This is a genomic window from Streptomyces sp. NPDC028910 (assembly GCF_055564955.1).
Genome location: NZ_JBVHVF010000030.1, coordinates 46968 through 70961, shown reverse-complemented (window position 1 = coordinate 70961; position 23994 = coordinate 46968). Strand labels below are relative to the sequence as shown.

Annotated in this window: 22 protein-coding genes; 8 read left to right on the top strand and 14 right to left on the bottom strand. The window is 72.4% G+C overall.

Annotated elements, in window-relative coordinates:
• Positions 1-190: 190 nt before the first annotated feature.
• The 6 genes from ACZ4TV_RS28600 to ACZ4TV_RS28575 all read right to left on the bottom strand — a co-directional run bounded on the left by ACZ4TV_RS28600 (position 191) and on the right by ACZ4TV_RS28575 (position 7323).
• Entirely contained in the window at positions 191-1405 is a 1215-nt protein-coding gene (locus tag ACZ4TV_RS28600) for a sensor histidine kinase (RefSeq protein WP_468137926.1), read from the bottom strand.
• Positions 1406-1447: 42 nt separating this feature from the next.
• On the bottom strand, positions 1448-2149 hold the full coding sequence (locus tag ACZ4TV_RS28595) for a hypothetical protein (protein ID WP_468137925.1): 702 nt from the start codon (positions 2147-2149) through the stop codon (positions 1448-1450).
• Entirely contained in the window at positions 2146-4023 is a 1878-nt protein-coding gene (locus ACZ4TV_RS28590) for a phosphatidylglycerol lysyltransferase domain-containing protein (RefSeq protein WP_468137924.1), read from the bottom strand. The genes ACZ4TV_RS28595 and ACZ4TV_RS28590 overlap by 4 nt, the downstream gene beginning before the upstream one ends.
• 84 nt (positions 4024-4107) lie before the next feature.
• A complete protein-coding gene (cobT, locus tag ACZ4TV_RS28585; protein ID WP_468137923.1) occupies positions 4108-5172 on the bottom strand; it encodes a nicotinate-nucleotide--dimethylbenzimidazole phosphoribosyltransferase in 1065 nt (354 codons plus the stop codon).
• 32 nt (positions 5173-5204) lie between these two features.
• Positions 5205-6104, bottom strand: a complete 900-nt coding sequence (locus tag ACZ4TV_RS28580; RefSeq protein WP_468137922.1) for a DMT family transporter — start codon at positions 6102-6104, stop codon at positions 5205-5207.
• A 13-nt stretch (positions 6105-6117) separates the two neighbouring features.
• The gene (locus ACZ4TV_RS28575; RefSeq protein ID WP_468137921.1) at positions 6118-7323 is read right to left on the bottom strand and encodes a bifunctional adenosylcobinamide kinase/adenosylcobinamide-phosphate guanylyltransferase; all 1206 of its coding nucleotides are present in this window, start codon (positions 7321-7323) and stop codon (positions 6118-6120) included.
• 104 nt (positions 7324-7427) lie between these two features.
• On the opposite strand from ACZ4TV_RS28575, the gene ACZ4TV_RS28570 reads away from it, so the two are divergent.
• A complete protein-coding gene (locus tag ACZ4TV_RS28570) occupies positions 7428-7640 on the top strand; it encodes a hypothetical protein (RefSeq protein WP_351295768.1) in 213 nt (70 codons plus the stop codon).
• A gap of 105 nt (positions 7641-7745) precedes the next feature.
• Here ACZ4TV_RS28570 and ACZ4TV_RS28565 read toward each other — a convergent pair whose 3' ends face one another.
• Both ACZ4TV_RS28565 and ACZ4TV_RS28560 read right to left on the bottom strand, forming a co-directional pair.
• Positions 7746-8489, bottom strand: coding sequence for a class I SAM-dependent methyltransferase (locus ACZ4TV_RS28565; RefSeq protein WP_468137956.1), 744 nt, complete (start codon positions 8487-8489; stop codon positions 7746-7748).
• A 65-nt stretch (positions 8490-8554) separates the two neighbouring features.
• Positions 8555-9154 (bottom strand): DUF3043 domain-containing protein, encoded by a 600-nt coding sequence (locus ACZ4TV_RS28560; RefSeq protein WP_468137919.1) that lies wholly within the window; start codon positions 9152-9154, stop codon positions 8555-8557.
• Between the two features lie 255 nt (positions 9155-9409).
• Here ACZ4TV_RS28560 and ACZ4TV_RS28555 point away from each other — a divergent pair, with 255 nt between their 5' ends.
• Both ACZ4TV_RS28555 and pspAA read left to right on the top strand, forming a co-directional pair.
• The gene (locus ACZ4TV_RS28555) at positions 9410-10204 is read left to right on the top strand and encodes a PspA/IM30 family protein (RefSeq protein WP_468137918.1); all 795 of its coding nucleotides are present in this window, start codon (positions 9410-9412) and stop codon (positions 10202-10204) included.
• Between the two features lie 13 nt (positions 10205-10217).
• Positions 10218-10496, top strand: coding sequence for a PspA-associated protein PspAA (pspAA, locus tag ACZ4TV_RS28550; protein WP_468137917.1), 279 nt, complete (start codon positions 10218-10220; stop codon positions 10494-10496).
• A 92-nt stretch (positions 10497-10588) separates the two neighbouring features.
• On the opposite strand, the gene ACZ4TV_RS28545 is transcribed toward pspAA, so the two are convergent.
• Entirely contained in the window at positions 10589-11362 is a 774-nt protein-coding gene (locus ACZ4TV_RS28545; protein WP_468137916.1) for a hypothetical protein, read from the bottom strand.
• Positions 11363-11432: 70 nt separating this feature from the next.
• Between ACZ4TV_RS28545 and cobS the strand changes: the two genes are divergently transcribed.
• The 3 genes from cobS to ACZ4TV_RS28530 all read left to right on the top strand — a co-directional run bounded on the left by cobS (position 11433) and on the right by ACZ4TV_RS28530 (position 16262).
• Positions 11433-12251: an adenosylcobinamide-GDP ribazoletransferase gene (gene cobS, locus ACZ4TV_RS28540; protein WP_468137915.1), complete on the top strand. Its 819-nt coding sequence runs from the start codon at positions 11433-11435 to the stop codon at positions 12249-12251.
• 34 nt (positions 12252-12285) lie between these two features.
• Positions 12286-13014, top strand: coding sequence for a response regulator (locus ACZ4TV_RS28535; protein ID WP_468137914.1), 729 nt, complete (start codon positions 12286-12288; stop codon positions 13012-13014).
• Positions 13015-13151: 137 nt separating this feature from the next.
• A complete protein-coding gene (locus tag ACZ4TV_RS28530; protein WP_468137913.1) occupies positions 13152-16262 on the top strand; it encodes an efflux RND transporter permease subunit in 3111 nt (1036 codons plus the stop codon).
• 95 nt (positions 16263-16357) lie between these two features.
• On the opposite strand, the gene ACZ4TV_RS28525 is transcribed toward ACZ4TV_RS28530, so the two are convergent.
• From ACZ4TV_RS28525 to nadA, 3 genes are all read right to left on the bottom strand, one after another.
• Positions 16358-18586, bottom strand: a complete 2229-nt coding sequence (locus ACZ4TV_RS28525) for a caspase, EACC1-associated type (protein ID WP_468137912.1) — start codon at positions 18584-18586, stop codon at positions 16358-16360.
• Complete coding sequence (locus ACZ4TV_RS28520) at positions 18573-18962, bottom strand: hypothetical protein (protein ID WP_468137911.1); 390 nt, start codon at positions 18960-18962, stop codon at positions 18573-18575. Before ACZ4TV_RS28520 ends, ACZ4TV_RS28525 begins: the two co-directional genes overlap by 14 nt.
• A gap of 88 nt (positions 18963-19050) precedes the next feature.
• Positions 19051-20238, bottom strand: a complete 1188-nt coding sequence (gene nadA, locus ACZ4TV_RS28515) for a quinolinate synthase NadA (RefSeq protein WP_468137910.1) — start codon at positions 20236-20238, stop codon at positions 19051-19053.
• A 294-nt stretch (positions 20239-20532) separates the two neighbouring features.
• Between nadA and erpA the strand changes: the two genes are divergently transcribed.
• Positions 20533-20889, top strand: a complete 357-nt coding sequence (gene erpA / locus ACZ4TV_RS28510; protein ID WP_030010511.1) for an iron-sulfur cluster insertion protein ErpA — start codon at positions 20533-20535, stop codon at positions 20887-20889.
• 88 nt (positions 20890-20977) lie between these two features.
• On the opposite strand, the gene ACZ4TV_RS28505 is transcribed toward erpA, so the two are convergent.
• Positions 20978-22423 carry a hypothetical protein gene (locus ACZ4TV_RS28505; protein WP_468137909.1) on the bottom strand — a complete coding sequence of 482 codons (1446 nt, stop codon included), beginning with the start codon at positions 22421-22423 and terminating at the stop codon, positions 20978-20980.
• Positions 22424-22519: 96 nt separating this feature from the next.
• Positions 22520-22714 carry a hypothetical protein gene (locus tag ACZ4TV_RS28500; protein WP_468137955.1) on the bottom strand — a complete coding sequence of 65 codons (195 nt, stop codon included), beginning with the start codon at positions 22712-22714 and terminating at the stop codon, positions 22520-22522.
• Between the two features lie 173 nt (positions 22715-22887).
• Between ACZ4TV_RS28500 and ACZ4TV_RS28495 the strand changes: the two genes are divergently transcribed.
• Positions 22888-23862: a carbohydrate kinase family protein gene (locus ACZ4TV_RS28495; protein WP_468137908.1), complete on the top strand. Its 975-nt coding sequence runs from the start codon at positions 22888-22890 to the stop codon at positions 23860-23862.
• Positions 23863-23994 lie beyond the last annotated feature (132 nt).

Genomic DNA, 23994 nt, shown 5'->3' with positions numbered 1-23994 from the left:
CCCCTACGCAGACTCGTCTTACTGCTAGATTCCCCCCCTCCCCCCCCCCCCCCCCCCCCCCCCCCCGGCGAGGCTGACTTTGGCTCCGGCCGAGGATGACTTGGCTCCGGCAAGGGTTTGGCTTTGGCTCCGGCCCGGGCTGACTTTGGCCCCGGCGAGGGTTCCGCGCAGCGGACGTCGACCGGGGAGGTCAGACGGGGAGGATGGCGTGGACGCGGTAGCCGCCGCCGAAGCGGGGGCCCGCGAAGCAGGATCCGCCGAGCGCCGTGGCCCGTTCCCGCATGCCGAGCAACCCATGACCCCCGCCCGGCTCGGCCGCCACCGGCTCCGGCTCCGCGTCGCCCCCGTCGTCCAGCACGGTCACCTCCACCGAAGGCCCGACCCGGACCACGCTGACCTCCGCCCGCGCCCCCGGCCCCGCGTGCTTGCGTACGTTGGTCAGCGCCTCCTGGATCACCCGGTACGCCGCCAGGTCCACCGCCGCCGGCAGCGCCCCCGCCTCGCGGTCCAGCTGGACGATCACCTTCACCGGCAGCCCGGCGTGCCGGAAGGTGTCCACCAGCTCGTCGAGGACGCCCAGCCCGGGCGCGGGCTCGGTCGGCGCCTCCGGGTCACCGGACTGCCTCAGCAGCCCGACCGTGGCCCGCAGCTCGTTCAGCGCCGACCGGCTGGCGTCCCGTACGTGGGCCAGGGCCTCCTTGGCCTGGTCCGGCCGCTTGTCCATGACGTGCGCGGCCACCCCCGCCTGCACGTTGACCAGGGCGATGTGATGGGCGACCACGTCGTGGAGGTCCCGGGCGATCCGCAGCCGTTCCTCGGCGACCCGCCGCCGGGCCTCCTCGTCCCGGGTCCGCTCGGCGCGCTCGGCCCGCTCCCGGATGGCGTCGACGAAGGCCCGCCGGCTGCGCACCGCGTCCCCGGCGGCCGCGGCCATTCCGGTCCAGGCGAAGATCCCGAGGTTCTCCTGCGCGTACCAGGGCAGCGGCCCGGCGAGCATGGCCACGCCCGTCAGCCCCGCCATCGTGAGCAGCCCGATCCGCCAGGTCGTCGGCCGGTCGGTGCGGGCGGCCACCGTGTAGAGGGCGATCACCGTGCACATGGCGACGGGCGCCCGCGGCTCCCCGGTGGTCAGCTCCAGCAGGCAGAGCCCGCAGGTCACGGCGAGCACGGTGCGCGGCTGCCGGCGCCGGAACACCAGGGCGGCCGCGCCGAGCAGCATCAGCAGCAGCGAGGACGGCTCGGGCGTGCGCGTCCCGAAGGTGGGCCCGTGCGGCCCGTGCGGATCGGCGAAGGAGCCGACGACCATGGCGACGAACGCCCCGAACGCCAGCACGGCATCGGTGGCGAGCGGATGGGCCCGCAGCCACTGCCGGGTGGGGGCGAAGGGCCCGAGGTCTGTCGTCACCCCGATACGGTACGGCCTGCCCGGCGCACCCTACGGCGCACCCTACGGCGGAGGGCGCTGCCCCAGCGGGACGCGGGAGCGGGCCGGAGCCCATCGCGCCCGGACCACGCACACCGCCATGACCGCGGCGATGGCCGCCAGGTGCTCCTTGCCCGCCAGGTTGTTCTTGACGAGCACCTCGCCGATCATCACCAGGATCACCAGGGCGCCGGTCAGGTACGCCCGGTAGCGCCAGCAGACGTAGATGGCGAGCCCCACCACCGCCGCCGAGGGACCCGTGTCGTTGACGATCCGGTCGGACACCGGCAGGCCGAAGGGATGGTCGGGGCCGAGCGCGAGCCCGATCCGCGCGTACGTGGTCCCGGCGAGGGTGGCGACGTAGCCGATCACCAGCGTGCGCCACCAGCCGATGCAGATCTCCGAGATGCCGAGGACGAGCAGGATCTGCGCGAGCGCCCCCCACACCGGTAGGTCCAGCGCCGGGACGAACAGCGACAGGGGGGTGCGCAGCAGGGCCAGCCACAGCGGGTCGGCGGCCTTGACCGATCCGAGGTTCTGGACCGGCTGGAAGCCCCAGGAGGTGTTCTGCACGATCTGGAAGGCCGAGGTCAGGCAGACCGCGCCGATGGTCATCGGGATCGCGCGCCACTTCTCGCGGACGAGCGCGCCCCGGACGGTCCGGCCCAGGGGCCCCCACTCACGGCGGGCGAACCGCCGTAGGGGGGTGGTGTTCCACGCTGTCAACGGCGGGTCTCCAGGTGTCTGCGGTGCAGCCACTTCGGCAGCCCGGGGGCCTCCAGGAAGCCCTCGGCCCGGCCGGCCGCGATACCGATCCGCAGCAGGTCCGAACTCTTCTCGAAGAGCATGAACCGCGGTTCCCAGATCGGCCGGTATTTGGCGTTGGCCCGGTAGAGGGACTCGATCTGCCACCAGCGGGAGAAGAAGCTCAGCAGTGAGCGCCACATCCGCAGCACCGGGCCCGCGCCGAGCTTGGACCCGCGCTCGAAGACGGACCGGAACATCGCGAAGTTGAGGGAGACCTGGGTGACCCCGATCTCCTTGGAGCGTTCGAGGAGTTCGATGACCATGAACTCCATCAGGCCGTTCTCCGAGTCCCGGTCACGGCGCATCAGGTCCAGCGACAGGCCCTTGGGTCCCCACGGTACGAAGGACAGCACGGCCCGCAGGTCGCCCTTGCCGTCGGTGCACTCCAGCATCACGCACTGGCCGTCCGCGGGATCACCCAGTCGGCCCAGTGCCATGGAGAAGCCGCGCTCGGTCGCGCCGTCGCGCCAGTCGTCGGCGCGGCGCACCAGCTCGGCCATCTCCTCGGCCGGGATGTCGGCGTGCCGGCGGATGCGGACGGTGTACCCGGCCCGCTTGACGCGGTTGAAGGCCTGCCGGACGGTCCGCATGGCGCGGCCCTCCAGGGTGAACTCGGCGGTCTCCACGATCGCCTCGTCCCCGAGCTCCAGCGCGTCCAGGCCGTGCCGGGCGTAGATCTGTCCGGCCTCCTCGCTCGCCCCCATCACGGCCGGCACCCAGCCGTGCTCGCGGGCTTCGGCCAGCCACGGATCGATGGCACCGGGCCAGGCCTCCGGGTCGCCGATCGGGTCGCCGGAGGCCAGCGAGACCCCGCCGACGACGCGGTAGGTGACGGCGGCCTTGCCGGTGGGGGACCAGATGACGGACTTCTCGCGGCGCAGCGCGAAGTAGCCGAGCGAGTCGCGGTCGCCCTGGCGGCCCAGCAGCGCCCGCAGCCGTTCCTCGTCCTCCTCGCTGATCGGGTCGACGGCGCGGCGCGAGCGGAAGGCGGCGAACAGCACGGCGAGCAGCAGCAGCATCGACATGACGTTGATGGAGACGTTCACCCAGCCGGGCGTGGTGATCGCCTGGTAGGCCCGGTCGTCCGGGGCCAGGGTGATCAGGCGCATCACGCCGTACTTCCAGCGCGCCAGGAAGGTGGCCTCGGCGTGGAGCGGAGAGGTGTTGGCGGCGCCGACGAGCAGGGCCGCGATCAGCGAGGTGACCAGCAGTCCGACGGCGGCGACGACGGTGGCGAGGGCCGGGTTGGAGCGGTCGCCCCTGGCGTAGAACTCCCGGCGGCCCAGGACCAGGGCGCCGACGAAGGCGCCGGTCAGGCCGAGCGAGACCCAGTTCTGCGCGTGGTCCCGGAACTCCGGGTAGCAGAGGTCGAGGCCGCCCTCGGTGCAGGGGGCGAAGGCCGCCACGGCGAAGGCGAGCAGCAGCGCGCCGCTCAGCGCGAGGTTCAGGATCCAGGCGGCGCGTTTGCGCCGGCCCAGGGTGACGGCGAGCATCAGGGAGAACAGGCCGGACGCGAAGCCGGCCGTGAGCAGGTACGGGGTGTAGAAATCGGCGGTGTTGTGGTTGCGCAGGTCCTGCCCGAGCGAAAGCCACACCGCGCTCAGGAAGTTGACGAAGGTGACGACGCGCAGGTACCAGACCGCGAACGCGGCGCCGCGCCTCGAACGGGTGCTCCCCCTGCTGTTCCCCCTGCCGGCGGGATCGCCGCCGGTCTCTTTCCTGCCGGATGACGGACCGGTCGCCCGTACGGCGGTGCGGTCGGTCTCTGCGCTGGTCAAACGGACCTCTCCCATAAAAAGCGATCATATGGGGCGCCGCCGTCCATGATCGGGCGGAACGGGGACCACGGTCTGGTCAGGACCGCGGGCCCCGGCGGCTCATTCCGCCGGCTCCGCCACCGCCCGTTCGGGGAGTTCCGCCGCGAGTGCGGCGGCCGCCCGGACGAGGGGGAGAGCCAGCAATGCCCCGGTACCTTCGCCCACTGAGACGCCGTGGTCGAGCACAGGGTTGAGTGCCATCCGGTCCAGGGCCTTCGCCTGGCCCGGTTCACCGCTCGCCTGACCGGCCAGCCACCAGTCCGGAGCGCGGAACGCGGCCCGCTGGGCCACCAGTCCGCAGGCGGCCGAGACGACGCCGTCGAGGATGACCGGCGTACGGCGTACCGCGCACTGGAGCAGGAAACCGGTGATGGCGGCCACGTCCGCCCCGCCCACCGCGGCCAGCAGCGCGACCTGGTCACCCAGGACCGGGCGGGCCCGGCGCAGCGCGTCGCGGATCGCCGCGCACTTGCGCATCCAGGCCAGGTCGTCGATGGGCCGTCCGCCGCGGCCGGTGACCACCGAGGCATCGGTTCCGCACAGGGCGGCGACGAGGGTCGCGGCGACGGTGGTCCCGCCGACGCTGAGATCCCCGAGGACGACCAGATCCGTCCCGGAGTCGGCCTCCTCGTCGGCGATCCGCATCCCGAGCCGCAGCGCCGCCTCGGCCTCCTCGGACGTCAGCGCGTCCTCCACGTCGATCCGGCCGCTGCCGCGCCGGACGCGGTGCCCGACCACGTCCTCGGGGAGCAGCCCGGGATCGCAGTCGAGCCCGGCGTCGACGATCCGTATGGTGGCGCCGAGCCGCCCGGCCAGGATGGCGACGGGGCTGGTCCCGTCGAGCACGGCGCGCACCAGCTCGTGGCCGGTGGAGGCGGCCCGGGCCGAGACGCCCGCGGCGGCGACCCCGTGGTCGGCGGCGAACAGCACCACGCGCGGGCTCTCGATCGGCTTGACCGGCACCCGCCCCTGCGCGGCGGCGAGCCACTCGGCCAGATCGTCGAGCCGGCCCAGCGCGCCGGGCGGCACGGCGAGGCGCTCACGGCGTTCCTCGGCATCACGCCGGACGCCCCCGTCGGGGCGCTCGATCAGATCGGAGAAGTCGTCGAGATTCAGCGTGCTCATCTGCCAGAGAGTACAGCCGGTAAGGCCCTCCCTCAGGCCTTCGGGGGCCGGTTCCGGCCCGGCCGCAGGGCGCCGAGATGGACGCCGAACAGGACGAGCGGAGCACCCAGCAGCAGACCGGCCGTCAGCTCCTCGTCGTCGAGCCAGGCCGACAGCAGGATCGTGATCACCGGGATGACGACGAAGACGTAGGCCGCCCGCGACGCCCCCCACCGGCGCACCACCATCAGGTAGAGGACGAAGGTCGCCACCGAGCCCACCACGACCAGGTACGCCAGCGCCCACCAGGTCACCGCCAGCTCCGGCAGCCGCCAGGTGTCGCCCGCGGCGAACGAACCCGCGAACAGCAGCGCCGCCCCGGCCGTCATGCCCACCGCGTTCATCGTCACCGGGTGGACCGGCGGCAGGCGGTGCGCGAGCACGGTCGCCTCGGCGAAGGACAGTACGGCGCCCAGCATCGCGAGCAGGGACAGCACGGGCACGTCGGCCTGCAGCGGCGCCCGCGAGGCCAGGGCGACCCCGGCGGCCGCGATGAGGGTGCCCGCCAGCGCGGACGTCCGGAAGCGTTCCTGGCGCTGCGCCACCACCAGCAGCAGGGCCACCAGCGGGACCAGGGACAGCAGCGTCTGCCCCAGACCCGCGTGCATGCGGACCAGCGCGTAGTAGGCCAGCGCGAAGGTCACCGCGAAGTTGAGCACCCCGTACAGCACCGCGCCGGCCAGCGCCCGCCCGCGGGGCAGCGACAGCCGCATGACGGCCATGACGGCCAGCAGCACCAGCGCGGCGGCGCCGAACCGCACCGCGGCGCCCCACAGCGGATCCAGCTCGCGGTTGCTGAACCTGACCCCGACCGCGTTGCCGCCGCCCGCCAGACAGGCGCCGGCGAAGGCGGCGAGCCCGGCGTGCTGCCCGGTACGACGTGAGCGCTCCACAGGACCACCCCCGTTAGGGCTTGAGTACGATCGCCTGGCCCGCGACGACGAGGAGCACGTGCTCGCACTCGCCCGCGACCGTCGCGTTGAGCCGGCCCAGTTCGTCGCGGAAGCGGCGGCCGGAGGCGGTCGCCGGGACGACGCCCGAGCCGACCTCGTTGCTGACCAGCACCACCGGACGCCGGGTCGCGCGGACGGCCGCCACCAGCTCGGCGGTCCGCTCGCCGAGCTGCTGGCGCCCGCCCTTGGCCCAGACGGAGTCGTCCCAGGCCCCGGCCCGGTCCATCGCGTCCGTCAGCCACAGCGCCAGACAGTCGATCAGCAGCGGCGGCCCGTCGGCGGCCAGCAGCGGAACCAGCTCGCAGGTCTCCAGCGTCCGCCAGCTGCCCGGCCGGCGCTCCCGGTGCAGGCCGACCCGCTGGGCCCACTCCGGGTCACCCTCCCGGGTTCCGCCGGTGGCCACGTAGACCACCTCCGGGAAGGACTCCAGCCGCCGTTCCGCCTCCACCGACTTGCCGGAGCGGGCCCCGCCCAGCACCAGGGTCCGGCGGGGCGGCTGCGCCGCCGCGTGGTACTCCCCGACGATCACGGTGGTCCCGTCCGGCACCGCCCGGGCCCCGGCGGCCGCACACTGGCGCTCCAGCTCCCGGCCCGGCGGGGTGTCGTGGTCCAGGTGGACGGCGATCACGTCGGTGGCCGGGCCGACGGCGCCGGCCGCCCGCAGCCGGGCGAGGGCTTCGGGCCGGCCCAGCACGTCGGCGAGGACCACGTCGTACGGGCGCTGCCCGGCCCTGCGGTCGGCCCCGGCCGGGGCCCCGCCGGGCGGCAGGTACAGCAGCCGGCCGCCGTCCGGGCCGGTCACCTCGTACCCGGTGCCCGGGGCGTCCATCGGAACCGCCCGCACCCGGTGTCCGGAGATCACCGCGAGCTCCCGACCGTCCGGCACCCGCCCCGCGGCCGGCAGCCCGGGCGGCAGCTCCACCGCGGGCCCGTCGTGCGGATGGGTGAGCAGGACCTGCCGCACGCCGGTCAGCGAATGCCCCGCCCGGGCGCCGGCCAGTACCGCCCCGGGGGTCAGGTCGAGCAGCAGCGCCCCGTCGACGAGGACGGCCGTGGCCGCGCGGGCGAGCGTGCCGACGGAGAGGGCGCAGGCCGCACAGGGGCAGCCGGGGCGGGGCAGGCCCTCGGGTGTGCCGGTGCCGAGCAGAGTGAGTTCCACAGGATGATCCTCCCGCGTCGCCGAGACTGCTGCGCGCCCGGTTACTCTGCGGGCAGACTCAAGGCGAGAAGCGTGCGAGCAGCGGACGAGCAACGGAGGCGGACATGGCGTGGACGTGGCGGTTCGAGACGGCCGACGGCACGGAGACGAGCCCGTCGGTGGTACCCGAGGAGTTCACCACGCAGGGGGACGCGGAGTCCTGGATCGGTGAGTACTGGAAGGACCTGCTGGAGGGCGGCGTCGAACAGGTGAAGCTGTCCGACGACGCCGGCACCGAGCTCTACACGATGAGCCTGCGCGCGGCCCTCGAAGCCTAGGGGGCTGCGTTCCTCGAACGCCGGACGGGCTGGCAATTCAGCCTCGCCGGCGTTTGAGGCGCGGGGTCTGGGGCGCAGCCCCGGGAAACGGCGGCGCGGGGGCCATCAGCCCCGTACACCGCACAGGTGCAGCAGCGCGGCGACGCCCCGGTAGGGGTCGGTCCGCCCGGCCCGGTCCTCGGCGGCCAGCAGCAGTTCCAGCTCCTCGTCGGGCGGGAGCGTCTCGCCCGCCTCGGTGCCGTCCGTGAAGACGCGTACGCCGTACCAGGCCTGCAGCGGCGCACCGATACCGGCCAGCGTGGCGGTCAGCCCGGCCAGCCGGTCGGCGCGTACGTCCAGACCGAGCCGGTTCGTGTACTCGGTGCTGTCGAAGGCGGCCAGCGCGCCCCTCCAGTCGCCGTCCAGCCCGGGCCGCATGGCGAGCGCGTCGCCGTTGCGCACCAGCAGGGACAGCAGCCCGCCCGGCGCCAGCATTCGGGCCAGCCCGGCGAGCATGGCGTCCGGCTCGGGCACGTACATCAGCACCCCGTGGCACAGCACCACGTCGAAGCTGCCCGGCAGGAAATGGGCGCCGGTCTCGCGGCCGTCGCCCTCCATGAGACGAACCCGGTCGCGGATGCCGGAGGGCTCCGCGGCCAGCGCCTCATGGGCGACGGCCAGCATGTCCGGGTCCTGCTCCAGACCCGTCACCTTGTGCCCGGCGCGGGCCAGCCGCAGCGCCTGGGTGCCCTGGCCCATGCCGACGTCGAGCACGCGCAGCCGCTGCCCGACCGGGAAGCGGTGCGCGATCTGCTCGTCGACCTGCCGGCCCACCAGTTCCTGCCGGACGGCGTTGCGCAGTCCGCCCAGGCCTTCGAGCCAGAGCCGGGCTCCTTCCGCGAAGCCTTCCCCCGACGTGCCGGGCTTCGCTCGGCTCAGGGCCGTTCCCCGCGCTTGACCTGCGGCTTCGGCAGGCGCAGCCGGCGCATCTGGAGGGTGCGCATGAGCCCGTACGCGACGGCGCCGCGGCGGGGCTCGTTCGGGAAGCGCTCGTTCAGCGCCTTGCGGAGGCGGAACACCAGGCCGATGGAGTCGACGATGATCAGGGCGATCACGCCGAGCCACAGCAGCAGCGCGATGTTCTGGATCGTCGGCTGCCGCACCATGCTGAGCACCAGGATGACCACGGCCAGGGGCAGGAACATCTCGGCGACCGAGAAGCGGGAGTCCACGAAGTCGCGGACGTACCTGCGGACGGGGCCCTTGTCACGGGCGGGCAGATAACGCTCGTCGCCACTGGCCAGCGCCTCGCGCTGCTTGGCCATCTCTGCACGGCGACGCTCACGGGCTCGCTTGGCATCCTCCTTGCGGTTGCCGGTCGAGGCCACCACGGCCTTGCGCTGCGACTGGGCCACAGCACGCTTCGGCGTAGGGCGGCCCTTCGGGGCCTGCGGGTCACGGGGCTGCGAGAGGTCGGCGCTCACCTTGTCGGTGGCGGCGGCCTTCTCTTCCTTGGAGGAGCGGCTACCAAACACAAAACCCAAGCCTACGTGGTTGCGGGCATGGGCCCCACCCCGGTGGGGAACGATCCGGCAACGGCGGGCGTCCTTCTCTTGCGAGGCTCGTCCGGGACCCACCTACTCCTCACGCCTGACACGGCGCGGGCGTAGTCGTCCTGGAGGAGGAGCGCATCCGCACTCGAACAGTGCGGTAATGGAGACAGGGCCCGTACTGTGGGTTCTGTCGGTGACCTGGAGCACAGTCCGTCTAGAAGGGGGCGCGCGAAGCCCATGAGCGGTGTCATGAAGCGTATGGGGATGATCTTCCGCGCGAAGGCGAACAAGGCCCTTGACCGGGCCGAGGACCCGCGCGAAACCCTCGACTACTCCTACCAGAAGCAGCTGGAGCTGCTGCAGAAGGTGCGCCGCGGCGTCGCCGATGTGGCGACCTCCCGCAAGCGCCTGGAACTGCAGCTGAACCAGTTGCAGGGACAGTCCGCGAAGCTGGAGGACCAGGGCCGCAAGGCCCTCGCCCTGGGGCGCGAGGACCTGGCCCGCGAGGCCCTGTCCCGCCGTGCCCAGCTCCAGCAGCAGGTCAGTGACCTGGAGACGCAGCACCAGACCCTGCAGGGCGAGGAGGAGAAGCTGACCCTCGCCTCCCAGCGCCTCCAGGCCAAGGTCGACGCCTTCCGCACGAAGAAGGAGACCATCAAGGCCACCTACACCGCGGCCCAGGCGCAGACCCGGATCGCGGAGTCCTTCTCCGGCATCTCCGAGGAGATGAGCGACGTCGGCCTGGCCATCCAGCGGGCGGAGGACAAGACCGCCCAGCTCCAGGCCCGCGCCGGCGCGATCGACGAGCTGCTGGCCTCCGGCGCGCTCGACGACCAGAGCGGGCTCGGCTCCAAGGACGACATCCAGGCCGAGCTCGACCGCCTGTCGGGCGGCACGGACGTGGAGCTGGAGCTCCAGCGCATGAAGGCCGAGCTGGCGGGCGGCCCGTCCGCGCAGCAGCAGGCCATCGAGGGCGGCGCCCCGGGCACCGCCCAGCAGTCCCCGACCCAGCACCGGTTCGACAAGCAGTAGAACGGGGCCCGTCATGATTGTCCGCATCATGGGGGAAGGCCAGGTGGTACTGGCCGACAGCCACCTCGCCGAGCTGAACAAGCTGGACGACGAGCTGCTCGCGGAGATGGAGAGCGGCGATTCGGAGGGCTTCCGGCGCACGCTGGGCGCGCTGCTCGAAGCCGTACGGCGGCTCGGGGAGCCGCTGCCCGACGCCACGCTGGAGCCGTCCGAGCTGATCCTGCCCGGCCCGGACGCGAGCCTCGACGAGGTCAGGGAGATGCTCAGCGACGACGGCCTGATCCCGAGCTGAGCCGCACGGCGGGCCACCGACACGAGAGCGCGGGTCAGACGGGCCCTCCCCCTTGCCGGGGGAGGGCCCGTCGCCGTCGGGGCATCAGGGCATCAGGGCCGGGGCGGCTTCTCCAGGGAGACGGTCCGCTCCGGATCCGGAGTCCCGCCGATGAAGTTCTCGAACCTGCGGCGGGGCCCCGCCCAGCGCCGGTCGTGATGGAACGCGCGCAGTCCCGCCTTGGCCCGGGCGCGCGGGCGGTTCGCGTAGAACCTCTTCGCGTACGGGGACCCGGGCCGGGCCAGCCGGATCGCGCCGACCAGTGCCACGAAGGGGACGATCACACCGAAGAGGGCGGTGCGCGCCTTGCCCTTCCACAGGGCGATGAGGGACAGGAAGAAGCCGATGGCCACGTTCATGGCGACCAGGCCCCGGCTCTGGCGCTCTTCGGCGGTCAGGTCGTTCACCCCGAAGGGCAGGAACCCGCCCAGGACCAGGGCCACCGCCGCCGCCGTCACGACCACCATCTCCACGCTCTTGCGGCCCTGCTCGCTCCAGTAGACGTCGTCGAGGTGCAGGATCAGCGCGAACTCGTCGAGGACCAGGCCCGCGCCCAACCCGAAGATCACGGCCGAGAGCCCCGCGCCGAAGCTGTGCCCGCCGCTGCCGACCGCGCCGAAGCCGCCGACGATCACGAGGATCACCCCCGGCACGACGTGGTGGATGTGCAGACCGCCCGGGGTGACGTTCTTGAAGGGGCCCCTCCCGGCCCGGATCATCCGGGTGATCACACGGGTGACGAGGAACGACATCACGAAGGAGAGCAGGGCGAGCAGCAGCGGCAGCTTTCCCGGCTCGACGATGTTCCGATACCACCAGTGACCCATCGCACTGACTCCCTGTTTGGCACGTATTGGGTAACTTACCGCTCCCGCCGAGCGGGTAGCGTTCGCGCCGATGACAGATTCGTTCGACAGCCCGCCTCTGACGCCCCCGGAACGCGCCTCGTTCCTCGACGGCGTCCGCTTCGCCTTCGGCACCCTCACCGTGCTGCCCGCCCGCATCACCCGCTGGGACCGCCCCGCCGCCCGCAGCGGAATGGCCTGCGCCCCGCTCGCCGGGCTGGTCGTGGGTGTGCTCGCGGCCGTCCCCGGGGTGATCCTGCTGCTGTCCGGCGGGGGACCGCTGCTCGCCGCGACCGTCACCGTCGCCGTACCGGCCGCGCTCACGCGGGGACTGCACCTGGACGGCCTCGCCGACACGGCGGACGGCCTGGGCAGCGCCAAACCGGCCGATGAGGCACTGCGCATCATGAAGCGGTCCGACATCGGCCCCTTCGGCGTCGTGGCCCTGGTCATCGTGATGCTGGTACAGGTGGCCGCCCTGTCCGAGGTGTACGCCGACAGCTGGATCCGCGGCGCCCTCGCCGCCGTGGTCGCCGCCGTGGCCGCCCGCCTCGCCATGACCCTGGCCTCCCGGGAAGGCGTCCCTCCGGCCCGCCCCGAGGGGCTCGGCGCCGCCGTCGCCGGGGTGGTACCGCGCGCCGGGGCCGCCGCGATCGCCGTGCTCGCCGTCGCCGCGGCCGCGGCCGCCGCCCTCCCGCTGGGCCTCCCGGCCGCCAGCCGGCACGCGGCGGCCGTCCTGGCCGCCCTGCTCGCCGCGGAACTGCTGCTCCGGCGCTGCGTACGCCGCTTCGAGGGCGTCACCGGCGATGTCTTCGGCGCCCTGGCCGAGGTCGCGGCGACCACCGCCCTGATCGTCCTCGCCCTCGGCTAGGGGGGCGCCCGGCGCGCCCACGTACGCTCACCCCGTGGACCACACTGCGACGGACCTGCCCTCCGCACCGCCCATCAGGGTGCTGCTCGCCGACGACCAGGCCCTGCTGCGCAGCGCCTTCAAGGTGCTCGTCGACTCCGAGCCCGACATGGAGGTCGTCGGAGAGGCCTGCGACGGGGCGCAGGCCGTCGCGCTCGCCCGGCAGACGCGCGCCGACGTCGTGCTCATGGACATCCGGATGCCCGGTACCGACGGGCTCGCCGCCACCCGCATGATCAGCGCGGACCCGGACCTGTCCGCCGTGCGCGTGGTGATGCTGACGACCTTCGAGGTCGACGAGTACGTGGTCTCGGCCCTGCGGGCCGGCGCCTCCGGCTTCCTCGGCAAGGGCGCCGAGCCCGAGGAACTGCTCAACGCCATCCGCGTCGCCGCCGCCGGTGAGGCGCTGCTCTCCCCGGCCGCCACCAAGGGGCTCATCGCCACCTTCCTCGCCCAGGGCGGCGGCGCCGACCCGGCCGCCGCCGGAGCCTCGGCCGGGATGCACGCGCAGCGGCTCGCCGCGCTGACCGTCCGGGAGCGCGAGGTCCTCGTACACGTCGCCGCGGGGCTGTCCAACGACGGGATCGCCGGACGGCTGGAGGTCAGCCCGCTCACCGTCAAGACCCACGTGAACCGGGCCATGGCCAAGCTCGGCGCCCGCGACCGGGCCCAATTGGTGGTCATCGCCTACGAATCGGGACTGGTCCGCCCGCGCGCGGAGTAGCGCTGGAGTAGTGCGGCGTACTACGGACGCGGTATGCCGCACATAAGGACGGCACCTGCGAGCGACGAAACGCCCCCGGGCCATGGGACAGGGTGGGAGTGCCCTCGCGTTCGTCACTGCAGAGAGATCTCATACCCATGTCGTGGCTGTCCCGCTTCAGCCTTGCCCAAAGGGCGTTGGTCGGCCTCGTGTCGATCGTCGCGCTCCTCTTCGGCGCCATAGCCATCCCGCAGCTCAAGCAGCAGCTGCTGCCCTCCATCGAACTGCCGATGGTGTCCGTGCTCGCGCCGTACCAGGGCGCCTCGCCCGACGTGGTGGAGAAGCAGGTCGTCGAACCGATCGAGGCCATGCTCAAGGGCGTCGACGGCATCACCGGCATCACCTCCACCGCCAGCGAGGGCAACGCCCTCATCATGGCCACCTTCGACTACGGCGACAGCGGCACCAAGCAGCTCGTCGCCGACGTCCAGCAGGCCGTCAACCGGGCCCGCGTCCGGCTGCCCGCCGAGGTGGACCCGCAGGTGGTCGCCGGTTCCACCGACGACATCCCGACGGTCATCCTCGCCGTCACCTCCGACAAGGACCAGCAGGCGCTGGCCGACCAGCTGGAACGTTCCGTCGTCCCCGTCCTGTCGGACGTCGAAGGCGTCGGTCAGGTCAGCGTCGACGGCGTCCAGGACCTCCAGGTCACCGTCACCCCGGACGACGCCAAGCTCGCGGCCGCCGGCCTCGACGGCGCCGCCCTCGCCCAGGGCCTCCAGGCGGGCGGCGCGGCCGTACCGGCCGGCTCCTTCGACGAGGCGGGCAAGAACCGCACGGTCCGCGTCGGTGCCGGCTACACCTCCCTCGCCCAGGTGGAAGACCTGCGCCTGGCCTCCGGCCCCGGCAAGCCGGCCGTGCGCCTCGGCGACGTCGCCACGGTGAAGCAGGAGGCCGCCAAGGCCGCCTCGATCACCCGTACCAACGGCAAGCCCAGCCTCGCCCTCGTCCTCACCATGGACAAGGACGGCAGCGCCGTCGCCATCTCCGACGCCGTCAAGGACAAGCTGCCCGAGCTGCGGTCCACGCTCGGCGCCGGCGCCGACCTGACCGTGGTCAGCGACCAGGGCCCGGCCGTCGCCAAGTCCATCTCCAGCCTCACCACCGAGGGTCTGCTCGGCCTGCTCTTCGCGGTGATCGTGATCCTGGTCTTCCTGGCCTCGCTGCGCTCGACGCTGGTCACCGCGGTCTCCATCCCGCTGTCCGTCGTCCTCGCGCTCATCGTGCTGTGGACCCGCGACCTGTCGCTCAACATGCTGACCCTGGGCGCCCTCACCATCGCCATCGGCCGCGTGGTCGACGACTCGATCGTGGTCCTGGAGAACATCAAGCGCCACCTCGGCTACGGCGAGGAGCGCGAGACAGCCATCATCACCGCGGTCAAGGAGGTCTCCGGCGCGGTCACCGCCTCCACGCTCACCACCGTCGCCGTCTTCCTGCCGATCGGCCTCGTCGGCGGCATGATCGGCGAGCTCTTCGGCTCCTTCTCGCTCACCGTCACCGCGGCCCTGCTGGCCTCGCTGCTCGTCTCGCTGACGGTCGTACCGGTGCTCTCGTACTGGTTCCTGAGCGCGCCCAAGGGCGCCGCGGAGGATCCGGAGAAGGCACGCCGTGACGCCGAGGAGAAGGAGGCGGCATCCAGGCTCCAGCGGTTCTACGTACGCGTCCTCGGCTTCGCCACCCGGCGCCGGCTGACCAGTGTGGCCATCGCGGTGGTCGTGCTCGTCGGCACCTTCGGCATGACGCCGCTGCTGAAGACGAACTTCTTCGACCAGGGCGAGCAGGAGGTCCTGACGGTCAAGCAGGAGCTGGCGCCCGGCACCTCGCTGGCCGCATCCGACGAGGCGAGCCGCAAGATCGAGAAGGTGCTGGCCTCCGTAGAGGGGGTCAAGAGCTACCAGGTCACCGTCGGTTCCTCCGGCTTCCTCGCGGCCTTCGGCGGTGGTACCGGCTCCCATCAGGCCTCCTACCAGGTCTCCCTGAAGGACGCGGGCGACGGCGAGGCCGTGAAGAAGCGGATCGAGGAACAGCTGGCCGGGCTCGACGGCATCGGCGACACCCGGATCTCGGCGGGCGACGCCTTCGGCAGCCAGAACCTCAGCGTGGTCGTCAAGGCCGGCGACGCCGCGATCCTCGCCCGGGCCGCCGAGCAGGTCCGCGCCGAGGTGGCCGAGCTCGACAACGTCACCGACGTGCAGAGCGACCTCTCCCAGTCCGTACCCCGGATCTCGGTGACCGCCACCCCCAAGGCGGCGGAAGCCGGCCTGAACCAGGCCGCGCTCGGCGCGATCGTCGCGCAGGCCGTACGGGGCAACCCGGCGGGCAAGGCCGTACTGGACGACACCGAGCGGGACATCGTCATCAGGTCCGCGCGGCCGGCCACCACCCTGGCCGAACTGCAGGCGCTCCCGGTCGGCCCGCTGAAGCTCGGCGACATCGCCGAGGTCAAGGAGGTCCCCGGCCCGGTCGCGATGACCCGGATCGACGGCGCCCGCGCCGCGACCATCACCGCGAGGCCGCTGGGCGACAACACGGGCGCGGTCAGCGCCGAGCTCCAGACGAAGCTCAAGGGACTGGACCTGCCGGAGGGCGCCACCGCCTCCATCGGCGGTGTCTCCGAGGACCAGGACGAGGCGTTCGGCTCGCTCGCCCTGGCCATGCTCGCGGCCATCGCGATCGTGTTCATGCTGCTGGTCGCGACCTTCCGCTCGCTGATCCAGCCGCTGATCCTGCTGGTCTCCATCCCGTTCGCGGCCACCGGCGCACTCGGCCTGCTCCTGGTCACCGGCACCCCGATGGGCGTCCCGGCGATGATCGGCATGCTGATGCTCATCGGCATCGTCGTGACCAACGCGATCGTCCTGATCGACCTGATCAACCAGTACCGCGCCCAGGGCCTGGGCGTCGTCGAAGCGGTCCTCGAGGGCGGCCGGCACCGTCTGCGCCCGATCCTGATGACGGCCCTGGCGACGATCTTCGCGCTGCTCCCGATGGCGCTGGGCGTCACCGGCGAGGGCGGCTTCATCTCACAGCCGCTCGCGGTCGTGGTGATCGGCGGCCTGGTCAGCTCCACCCTGCTGACCCTGCTTCTGGTGCCGACCCTCTACACGATGGTGGAGCTCCGCAAGGAACGCCGCCGCGCGAAGAAGGTCGCCCGGCTGAGGGTCGTTCCGGCCCCGTCGCAGGACGAGTCCCCGGTGAACGTCTGACGAACGTCTGACCCGTTCAAGGCCACAGGGGGCGTCCGGAATCTCCGGGCGCCCCCTGCGCGTGTGCCCGGACGCCTGCGCCGGGACGCCTGCGCTCAGATGACCGACAGGTAGCGGAGTACGGCGGCTTCGACCGCGTGCAGCATCGCCCAGGACGTCGTGGTGGGCTCCCAGACCCCCGCCGTCCCGCTGGGGTGGAACCCGCCACGCGCCGCGTCGTAGCCGAACCCCGGCCACTCGTCCCGCACGCGCCGCAGCACGGCCTCCGGGTCGGGCTCGCCGCGGTTCCTCGCGAGCGCCAGCAGCGGTTCGGCCAGGGCCTTGCGCAGGGCCCCGGCCAAATCCGGCGCCGCCCCGTCGGCCATGGGGGCAAGGCCGTGACCGGTCTTCGCCAGGGCCGCGGCCCCTCCCGGCACCAGACCGTGGAGCAGCCCGGCCCGGCCGGCGTGCACGGCTCGCCGGGCCAGCGCCATGCGCCTGCGGACCTCGTCATCGGTCGTGCCGCCCACCGAGATCTCCCCGACCTTGGCCCTCAGCTCGGTGCCGGCGCCCCCGTCGGCGCCGCCGCCACCGATCAGGACCGTTCTCCTGCGTGTGGAGACCACCTGACGTGCCTGGCCGAAGTATTCCTTCTTGGGGTTCCGGATGCCCGGGAGGTCCCGGTAGAGGCCGCCGCCCGTGAAGACCGCGAGATCTCCCAGCAGGGCGGGGGACAGGGCGACGGCGATCGAAGCGAAGGTCTTCTGCTGGGCGTTGACCGCGAGGGTGGCCAGCGCCTCCCCCGCGACCGCCGGGGCCACGACGAGCAGCGGCCGGCCGATGGCCAGCTCCAGCGCGGGCAGCACGTCCTCCACCCGGGTCAGCGGCTCGGCGCAGAGCAGCACCTGGGCGTTGTGCAGAACCGCCTCTCCGTTCACCTCGTCCGTGGTGAACTGCGGCGACAGGTAGCCGGCCGCCATCGAGCAGCCGTAGGAGACCTCCAGGCCGATTCCGAAGCCTGCGGACTCCGTGACGATGACGGCTCCGGCCGGGCCGGTCCGGTACACCGCTCTGCCCACCGTCACGCCGATCTCCTCGTCGTCGCACGCGGCCGTGACGGCCTGGACGAGCCGCGTGACCGGGTCGAGCTCCATGGGCATGGTGAACCGCATGAGGATGCCTCGCGCCTGTTCGAAGACGAGGGGCACGGCGCGGGCCAGCACCACCGGGTGCGTCCCCGCGGCCAGGGACGGCTGGAGGCCCCGTACGACCGCCTCGAAGAGCACGGCGGCGGTCGCGGCGCCGTCCTTGCCCCGGCGGTACTGGTCGGCCACGAGGTCGCGCACCAGCCCGGTGCCCATCGCCGCGTAGCCCGGCTCGGTGGGCAGGGCGGCGACGATCTCCTTCGTGTCCGTGCTGACGTACGGCATCCCGTCCTCCCCGGTGAGCAGCACCGGCCGGGGGTGCGGCCCCAGCGTCCGGCGCAGCACCGAGGCGGCCGGAGCGATGCCGGCCAGCAGCTCGGTGGCCAGGCCGCCCAGGGCGGGGAGGCTGCGGGGCAGTGGGAGAGGCAGGAGGGGGAGCGGCGAGCCGGTGGCGGCCCGGCGGGCGATCTTCAGGGTGCCCTGGCCGCCCAGGATCCAGCGCAGCGGGTTCTGGCGGGCGTCGCGGGCCAGCATCTCCTCCCGCACGTGGGCGTACAGGTCCTCCACCGAGATCCAGCCGTCACCGTCGCGGTCCGCGCGGCCCGAGCGCAGCCCCTCCACCGCCGCCGAGGTGAAGACGGAGAGCTGGCCCTCGCCGGTCTCGGTGACCGTGCCGTCGCCCTCCCAGGCCTGCTGGAGCGCGTCCGTGGCGGTGATCACGGCCACGCCGGTGTCCTTGAACTCCTCCAGCAGGTGCACGGCCGTGTCCGCCGCCTTCGTGCCGCCCGGCCGGAACGCCCCGCTGTAGCAGCAGTCCAGCAGCACCAGGATCCTGCGCGAGGCACAGCGGGTCAGCTGATTGTTGACGAAGGCCGCCGGGACGGAGGTCGAATCCAGCAGGTCGCGGTCGGTGTCGGAGGCGGCGAAGTACAGCTGGAGCCTGGAGTCCTTGATGCCGTGGCAGGACAGGTACAGCAGGAGCTGGTCGTCCGGCTTGCGGCGCACGAAGAAGCGCTCGATCTCGCGCTGGACGACATGCGCGCTCTGGTCGATGACCGGCCGCACCGCGTAGCCGCCGATGCCCGGGTCGCTGAGCACCTCGGACAGCTCCATCGCGTCCAGCCCCGGCGAGCGGAGCCGGTTCAGCCGGGTGTCCTCGTACGTGGAAGTGCCGATGACCAGCGCCTCACGCAGCGCCATCGGACGGCTCCCGGGCGGGAGAGGTGTGCGCGATGAAGTGGTCGACCAGCCGCTGCCGCTCCTCCGCGCTCAGCCGCCCGGCCTCGAACTCGTTCTCCCCGAGGCGTACGCGCACCTGCCGCGAGGAGGCCCACTGCACCCAGGACTCGAAGGCCGCGACCACGGCCGCGAACAGCGGCGGTCCCACGGCCACCAGGATCTCGGCGGTGGTCAGGCCGCCGGACTTGGCGCCCGGCTCGGCCGGCAGCTCCCGTACGCGGACCTCGTCCACGCCCAGTTCCTCCAGCGCCGCGACCAGCTCGGCGCGGGCCTCCTCCTGCTGCTGCCCGTCGGTGTCCGCGCCCGTGTCGGTCAGCACCTCGATGTACCGCGTCATCGCGATCAACTCCCCTCCGTACCGGGGAGATTAAACGAAAGGGACACCCCGCAGGGTGTCCCTTTCGGCAAACGCGTCCCACCGGCCGCTACGGGAGCGCCAGCATCCGCTCCAGCGCGAGCTTCGCGAAGCTCTCCGTCTCCTTGTCGACCTGGATCTGGTTGACGAGGGTGCCCTCTGCCAGGGACTCCAGGGTCCACACCAGGTGCGGGAGGTCGATGCGGTTCATCGTCGAGCAGAAGCAGACCGTCTTGTCGAGGAAGACGACTTCCTTGTCCTCGGCGGCGAATCGATTCGCCAGGCGGCGGACCAGATTCAGCTCGGTGCCGATGGCCCACTTGGAACCGGCCGGGGCCGCCTCCAGCGTCTTGATGATGTACTCCGTCGAGCCGACGTAGTCCGCGGCCGCCACGACCTCGTGCTTGCACTCGGGGTGGACCAGGACGTTCACGCCGGGGATGCGGGCGCGCACGTCGTTCACGGAGTCGACCGAGAACCGGCCGTGGACCGAGCAGTGCCCGCGCCAGAGGATCATCTTGGCGTTGTGCAGCTGCTCGGCGGTCAGGCCGCCGTTCGGCTTGTGCGGGTTGTAGAGGACGCAGTCGTCCAGGGACATGCCCATGTCGCGGACGGCGGTGTTGCGGCCCAGGTGCTGGTCCGGGAGGAAGAGCACCTTCTCCCCCTGCTCGAACGCCCACTCCAGGGCCTTCTTCGCGTTGGACGAGGTGCAGATCGTGCCGCCGTGCTTGCCGGTGAAGGCCTTGATGTCAGCGGAGGAGTTCATGTACGAGACGGGCACCGTGTCGGCCGCCACACCGGCCTCGGTCAGTACGTCCCAGCACTCCGCGACCTGCTCGGCGGTGGCCATGTCGGCCATCGAGCAGCCGGCGGCCAGGTCCGGCAGGACCACCTTCTGGTCGTCCGAGGTCAGGATGTCCGCGGACTCCGCCATGAAGTGCACGCCGCAGAAGACGATGTACTCGGCCTCCGGCTTCGCGGCCGCGTCCTTGGCCAGCTTGAAGGAGTCACCGGTGACGTCCGCGAACTCGATGACCTCGTCACGCTGGTAGTGGTGGCCGAGGATGAAGACCTTGTCCCCGAGCTTCTCCTTGGCCGCCCGGGCGCGCTCCACGAGGTTGGGGTCCGACGGCGAGGGCAGGTCGCCGGGGCACTCCACCCCGCGCTCGCTCTTGGGGTCGGCCTCACGGCCGAGCAGCAGCAGGGCGAGGGGCGTCGGCTGGACGTCCAAAGGCTGGGCGGTGGTCACGACACGCACCCTTTCTGTTCTGCGACAAGGGACTTCTGAATCATCGCTTCGACTTCTCGTCTACTTGACGCTATCTATCATAACTGCTTCATGTCAGTTTGACGATGCCCGATAGTGTCAATGTGACGCATCAGCCTTCGATTCCTCGGATCCGCCCCCGCGCACGGTGTGCGAGCATGGAATATCTGAAACAAGCGTCGGGTCCCGGAATGAATCCGCGGTCCCGCTCGTTGCCACCGACGGCAAGAGTCCGACGTTTCCCCGCCCCCGGCGGGGAGCCGCCCACTTCGGGAGTGAATGCAGATGTCCGTACAGGACGACAAGACCACTGTGAGCGACGGCATCCTCCTGTCCGACGCCGCCGCCGAGAAGGTCAGGACCCTGCTGGAGCAGGAAGGCCGCGATGACCTGGCGCTCCGCGTCGCCGTCCAGCCCGGTGGCTGCTCCGGCCTGCGCTACCAGCTCTTCTTCGACGAGCGGTCCCTCGACGGCGACGTCGTGAAGGACTTCGACGGTGTGAAGGTCGTCACGGACCGGATGAGCTCCCCGTACCTCCACGGTGCCTCCATCGACTTCGTCGACACCATCGAGAAGCAGGGCTTCACGATCGACAACCCGAACGCCACGGGTTCCTGCGCCTGCGGCGACTCGTTCAGCTGAGCCTGGACCGCCCGCACGACGAGGGCCCGCCTCCGGTCGAATCCGACCGGAGGCGGGCCCTCGCCGTATGCCCTCGACCGCGTGCCGGCTACTGCCGGGGGAGCGGCTTGCCCGTGGTCGCGTCGATCACCTTCCGGTCGCCCAGCGGCTGCTGCAGCGTCACCGTCAGGGACATCTCCTGCGCGAGCATGATGCAGGCCTGGCCGGGCTGGTTCGGGGTGTCCGTGATCTTCACCATGACGGACTCCGCCTGCTCCCGCGCCTCCACGGCGTAGGTGCTGCACACGCTGCCCCAGAAGTTCACGGTCAGCTTCCGGTCGGACTCCGCGTACGAGAATCCGGGCACGGTCCGACCGTCCTTCGGGCCGGGGGTGCTCTCCTGGGCTGCCGCCGGCTGGGCCACCGTGTGGCCGGGCGCGCCGCCCCGGCCCGCCACCTCGAAGAGCCAGGCCGGGACCAGACCCCGTGACCCGTCCACCGACCCGGCGACCAGGCCGAGCGCGGCGCCCTTGACCGTCTCCGTGCGCGGAGGCTTCATGGGCCGCGGCTCCGGGTTGCACGGCGGCGTGTCCGTGGGACCCAACGGCTTGTCCGGATCCACCGGGACCGAGCTCGCACAGCCGCTGGGGCCGGGGCCGGTGCCGTCCGATCCGCTCGACTTCTCGTTCAGCCGGGCCAGCGCCTCCACGGCTCCGACCACCGGCTGCTCCGCCGCCCGTACGGGGGCCTTCAGCTCGCCGCTGCCCCCGATCACCGAGCCGTCGGAAGCCACGCTCACCTTGGTGGACCAGCCCTGCGTGGGCAGCCCGCCGACCACCGGGTCGGCGCTCACCACCCGTACCGAACCCTGGACGAGCCGGGCGTCCAGCTTCGCCCCGCCCTGCCCCGCGGCCGCCAGCACGGGAGCGGCGGCGGCTTTGGCGGCCTCCTCGGAGACCGGCTTGCCCGGGCCCGCGTCGGCGCCGGCGCCGCCCAGGTCCCGCGGGAGGGTGGCGGGGCCACACGTGTCCTTGCCGCGCACGCAGTCGTCCCCGGTGCCGTTGCCCCCCGACGCCTGGAAGCGGGAGAAGTTCCAGGTTCCCGGAGCCGTACGGGTCACCGTGAGCCGGGGACCGGAGCCGTCGGCGGCCTCCCCGGCCAGCCAGACGTCCCCGTTCAGCCGCGGGGCGCCCGGAATGCCGAGGGCCGCGGCGAGCCGGGCCACCTCCGCCGAGGTGACCTCTCCCGAGGCGATGAAGGCGGGCGCGGTGGCCGGGGCCTCGGGGAGCTTCACGTCGGCGCGGTAGACCACCCCGCCGCCGGACGGATCCGGCTCCCCGGGCGCGATGCCGGGCCCCGAGGGGTCGCCCGCGTCGCGGGGCGCCGAGGCCGCGCTCTCGCCCGTACGGTGGCCCGACGCGCCGTCGCCGTGGGCGGTGGACGCCCAGTAGGCGGTGCCGCCGCCCGTGAGCAGGACGGCGGCCGCGATCGAACCGACGGCCCAGGCCGGCCGCCGTCGTGTGCCGCGTGATGTGTCGGGTTGTTCGCTGGTCACCGCATCGCTCCTTCACCGGTCCCGCCGTAACTGATGCGGGTGTGACGGAACAGGCGCCCAACCGGTTCCCTGCCTACTACTGGTGCCTACTGGTGCCTACTGGTCCCCGTACGCGGCGGTGGAGGCGATCAGCCGCGCCGAGGCCGGCGGGACGCTGATCCCGTGGATCTGCGAGGGCGCCACGCGGGCCGGCCGGGGGTCCGCCGTGACCGTCCAGTGGGGAGCCATACGGGCACAGTCTCCCAGCAGCCGGGCGAAGCCGGGCTGCCGTGGACCTTCCACGCCGCGCATGTCGGGGGACTCCGAGTAGCCGAAACCGTCGGTATAGGTCATGGAGGCACCGTAGACATCGGAGCTCGCGCGAAGAAAGAGCTACTAAGGGGTAGTTTCTGGGGTTCGGCCTGGGGTCGCTCACCGGGTAGTTTTGACTGTCCCTCGCCGTCCTCAGCAGGAGCGTCCACGCCGTGCGCATCGCAGTCACCGGCTCCATCGCCACCGACCACCTCATGACCTTCCCCGGCCGTTTCGCCGACCAGCTGGTCGCCGACCAGCTGCACACGGTCTCCCTCTCCTTCCTGGTCGACAACCTCGACGTCCGGCGGGGCGGTGTCGGCCCGAACATCTGCTTCGGCATGGGGCAGCTGGGCAGCCGCCCGATCCTGGTCGGAGCCGCCGGCTACGACTTCGACGAGTACCGCGCCTGGCTGGACCGGCACGGCGTCGACACCGAGTCCGTCCGGATCTCCGAGGTGCTGCACACCGCGCGCTTCGTGTGCACCACGGACTCCGACCACAACCAGATCGGCTCCTTCTACACGGGCGCGATGAGCGAAGCCCGTCTGATCGAGCTGAAGGCGGTCGCGGACCGGGTGGGCGGGCTCGACCTCGTCCTCATCGGGGCCGACGACCCCGAGGCGATGCTGCGCCACACGGAGGAGTGCCGGACGCGGGGGATCCCCTTCGCCGCCGACTTCTCGCAGCAGATCGCCCGGATGGACGGCGACGACATCCGCACCCTGATGGAGGGTGCGACGTACCTCTTCTCGAACGAGTACGAGAAGGGCCTCATCGAGTCGAAGTCGGGCTGGACGGACTCGGAGATCCTGGCGAAGGTGGGCACCCGCGTGACCACGCTGGGCTCCAGCGGCGTCAGGATCGAGCGGGTCGGTGCGGAGTCGATCGTCGTCGGCTGCCCGGAGGAGACCGCGAAGATCGACCCGACGGGTGTCGGCGACGCGTTCCGCGCCGGGTTCCTGACCGGGCTGGGCTGGGGGGTCGGCCTGGAGCGCGCGGCGCAGGTGGGCTGCATGCTCGCGACGCTGGTCATCGAGACGCTCGGCACCCAGGAGTACACCCTGGCCCGGGCCCACTTCATGGAGCGCTTCACGAAGGCCTACGGCGACGAGGCGGCCTCCGAGGTCCAGGCGCACCTGGCCTAACCGCTGCCGCTGCCCCTGCCAGTGCCGCTGAGCCCGGCCGGGCCCGGGCCTGCCCCGGCCCCGCAGGGGCTGGCCCAGCCCCTCCGGCGTTTGAGGAGCGGGTCCGGGCGGAGCCCGGTGCCCGGCGGAGCC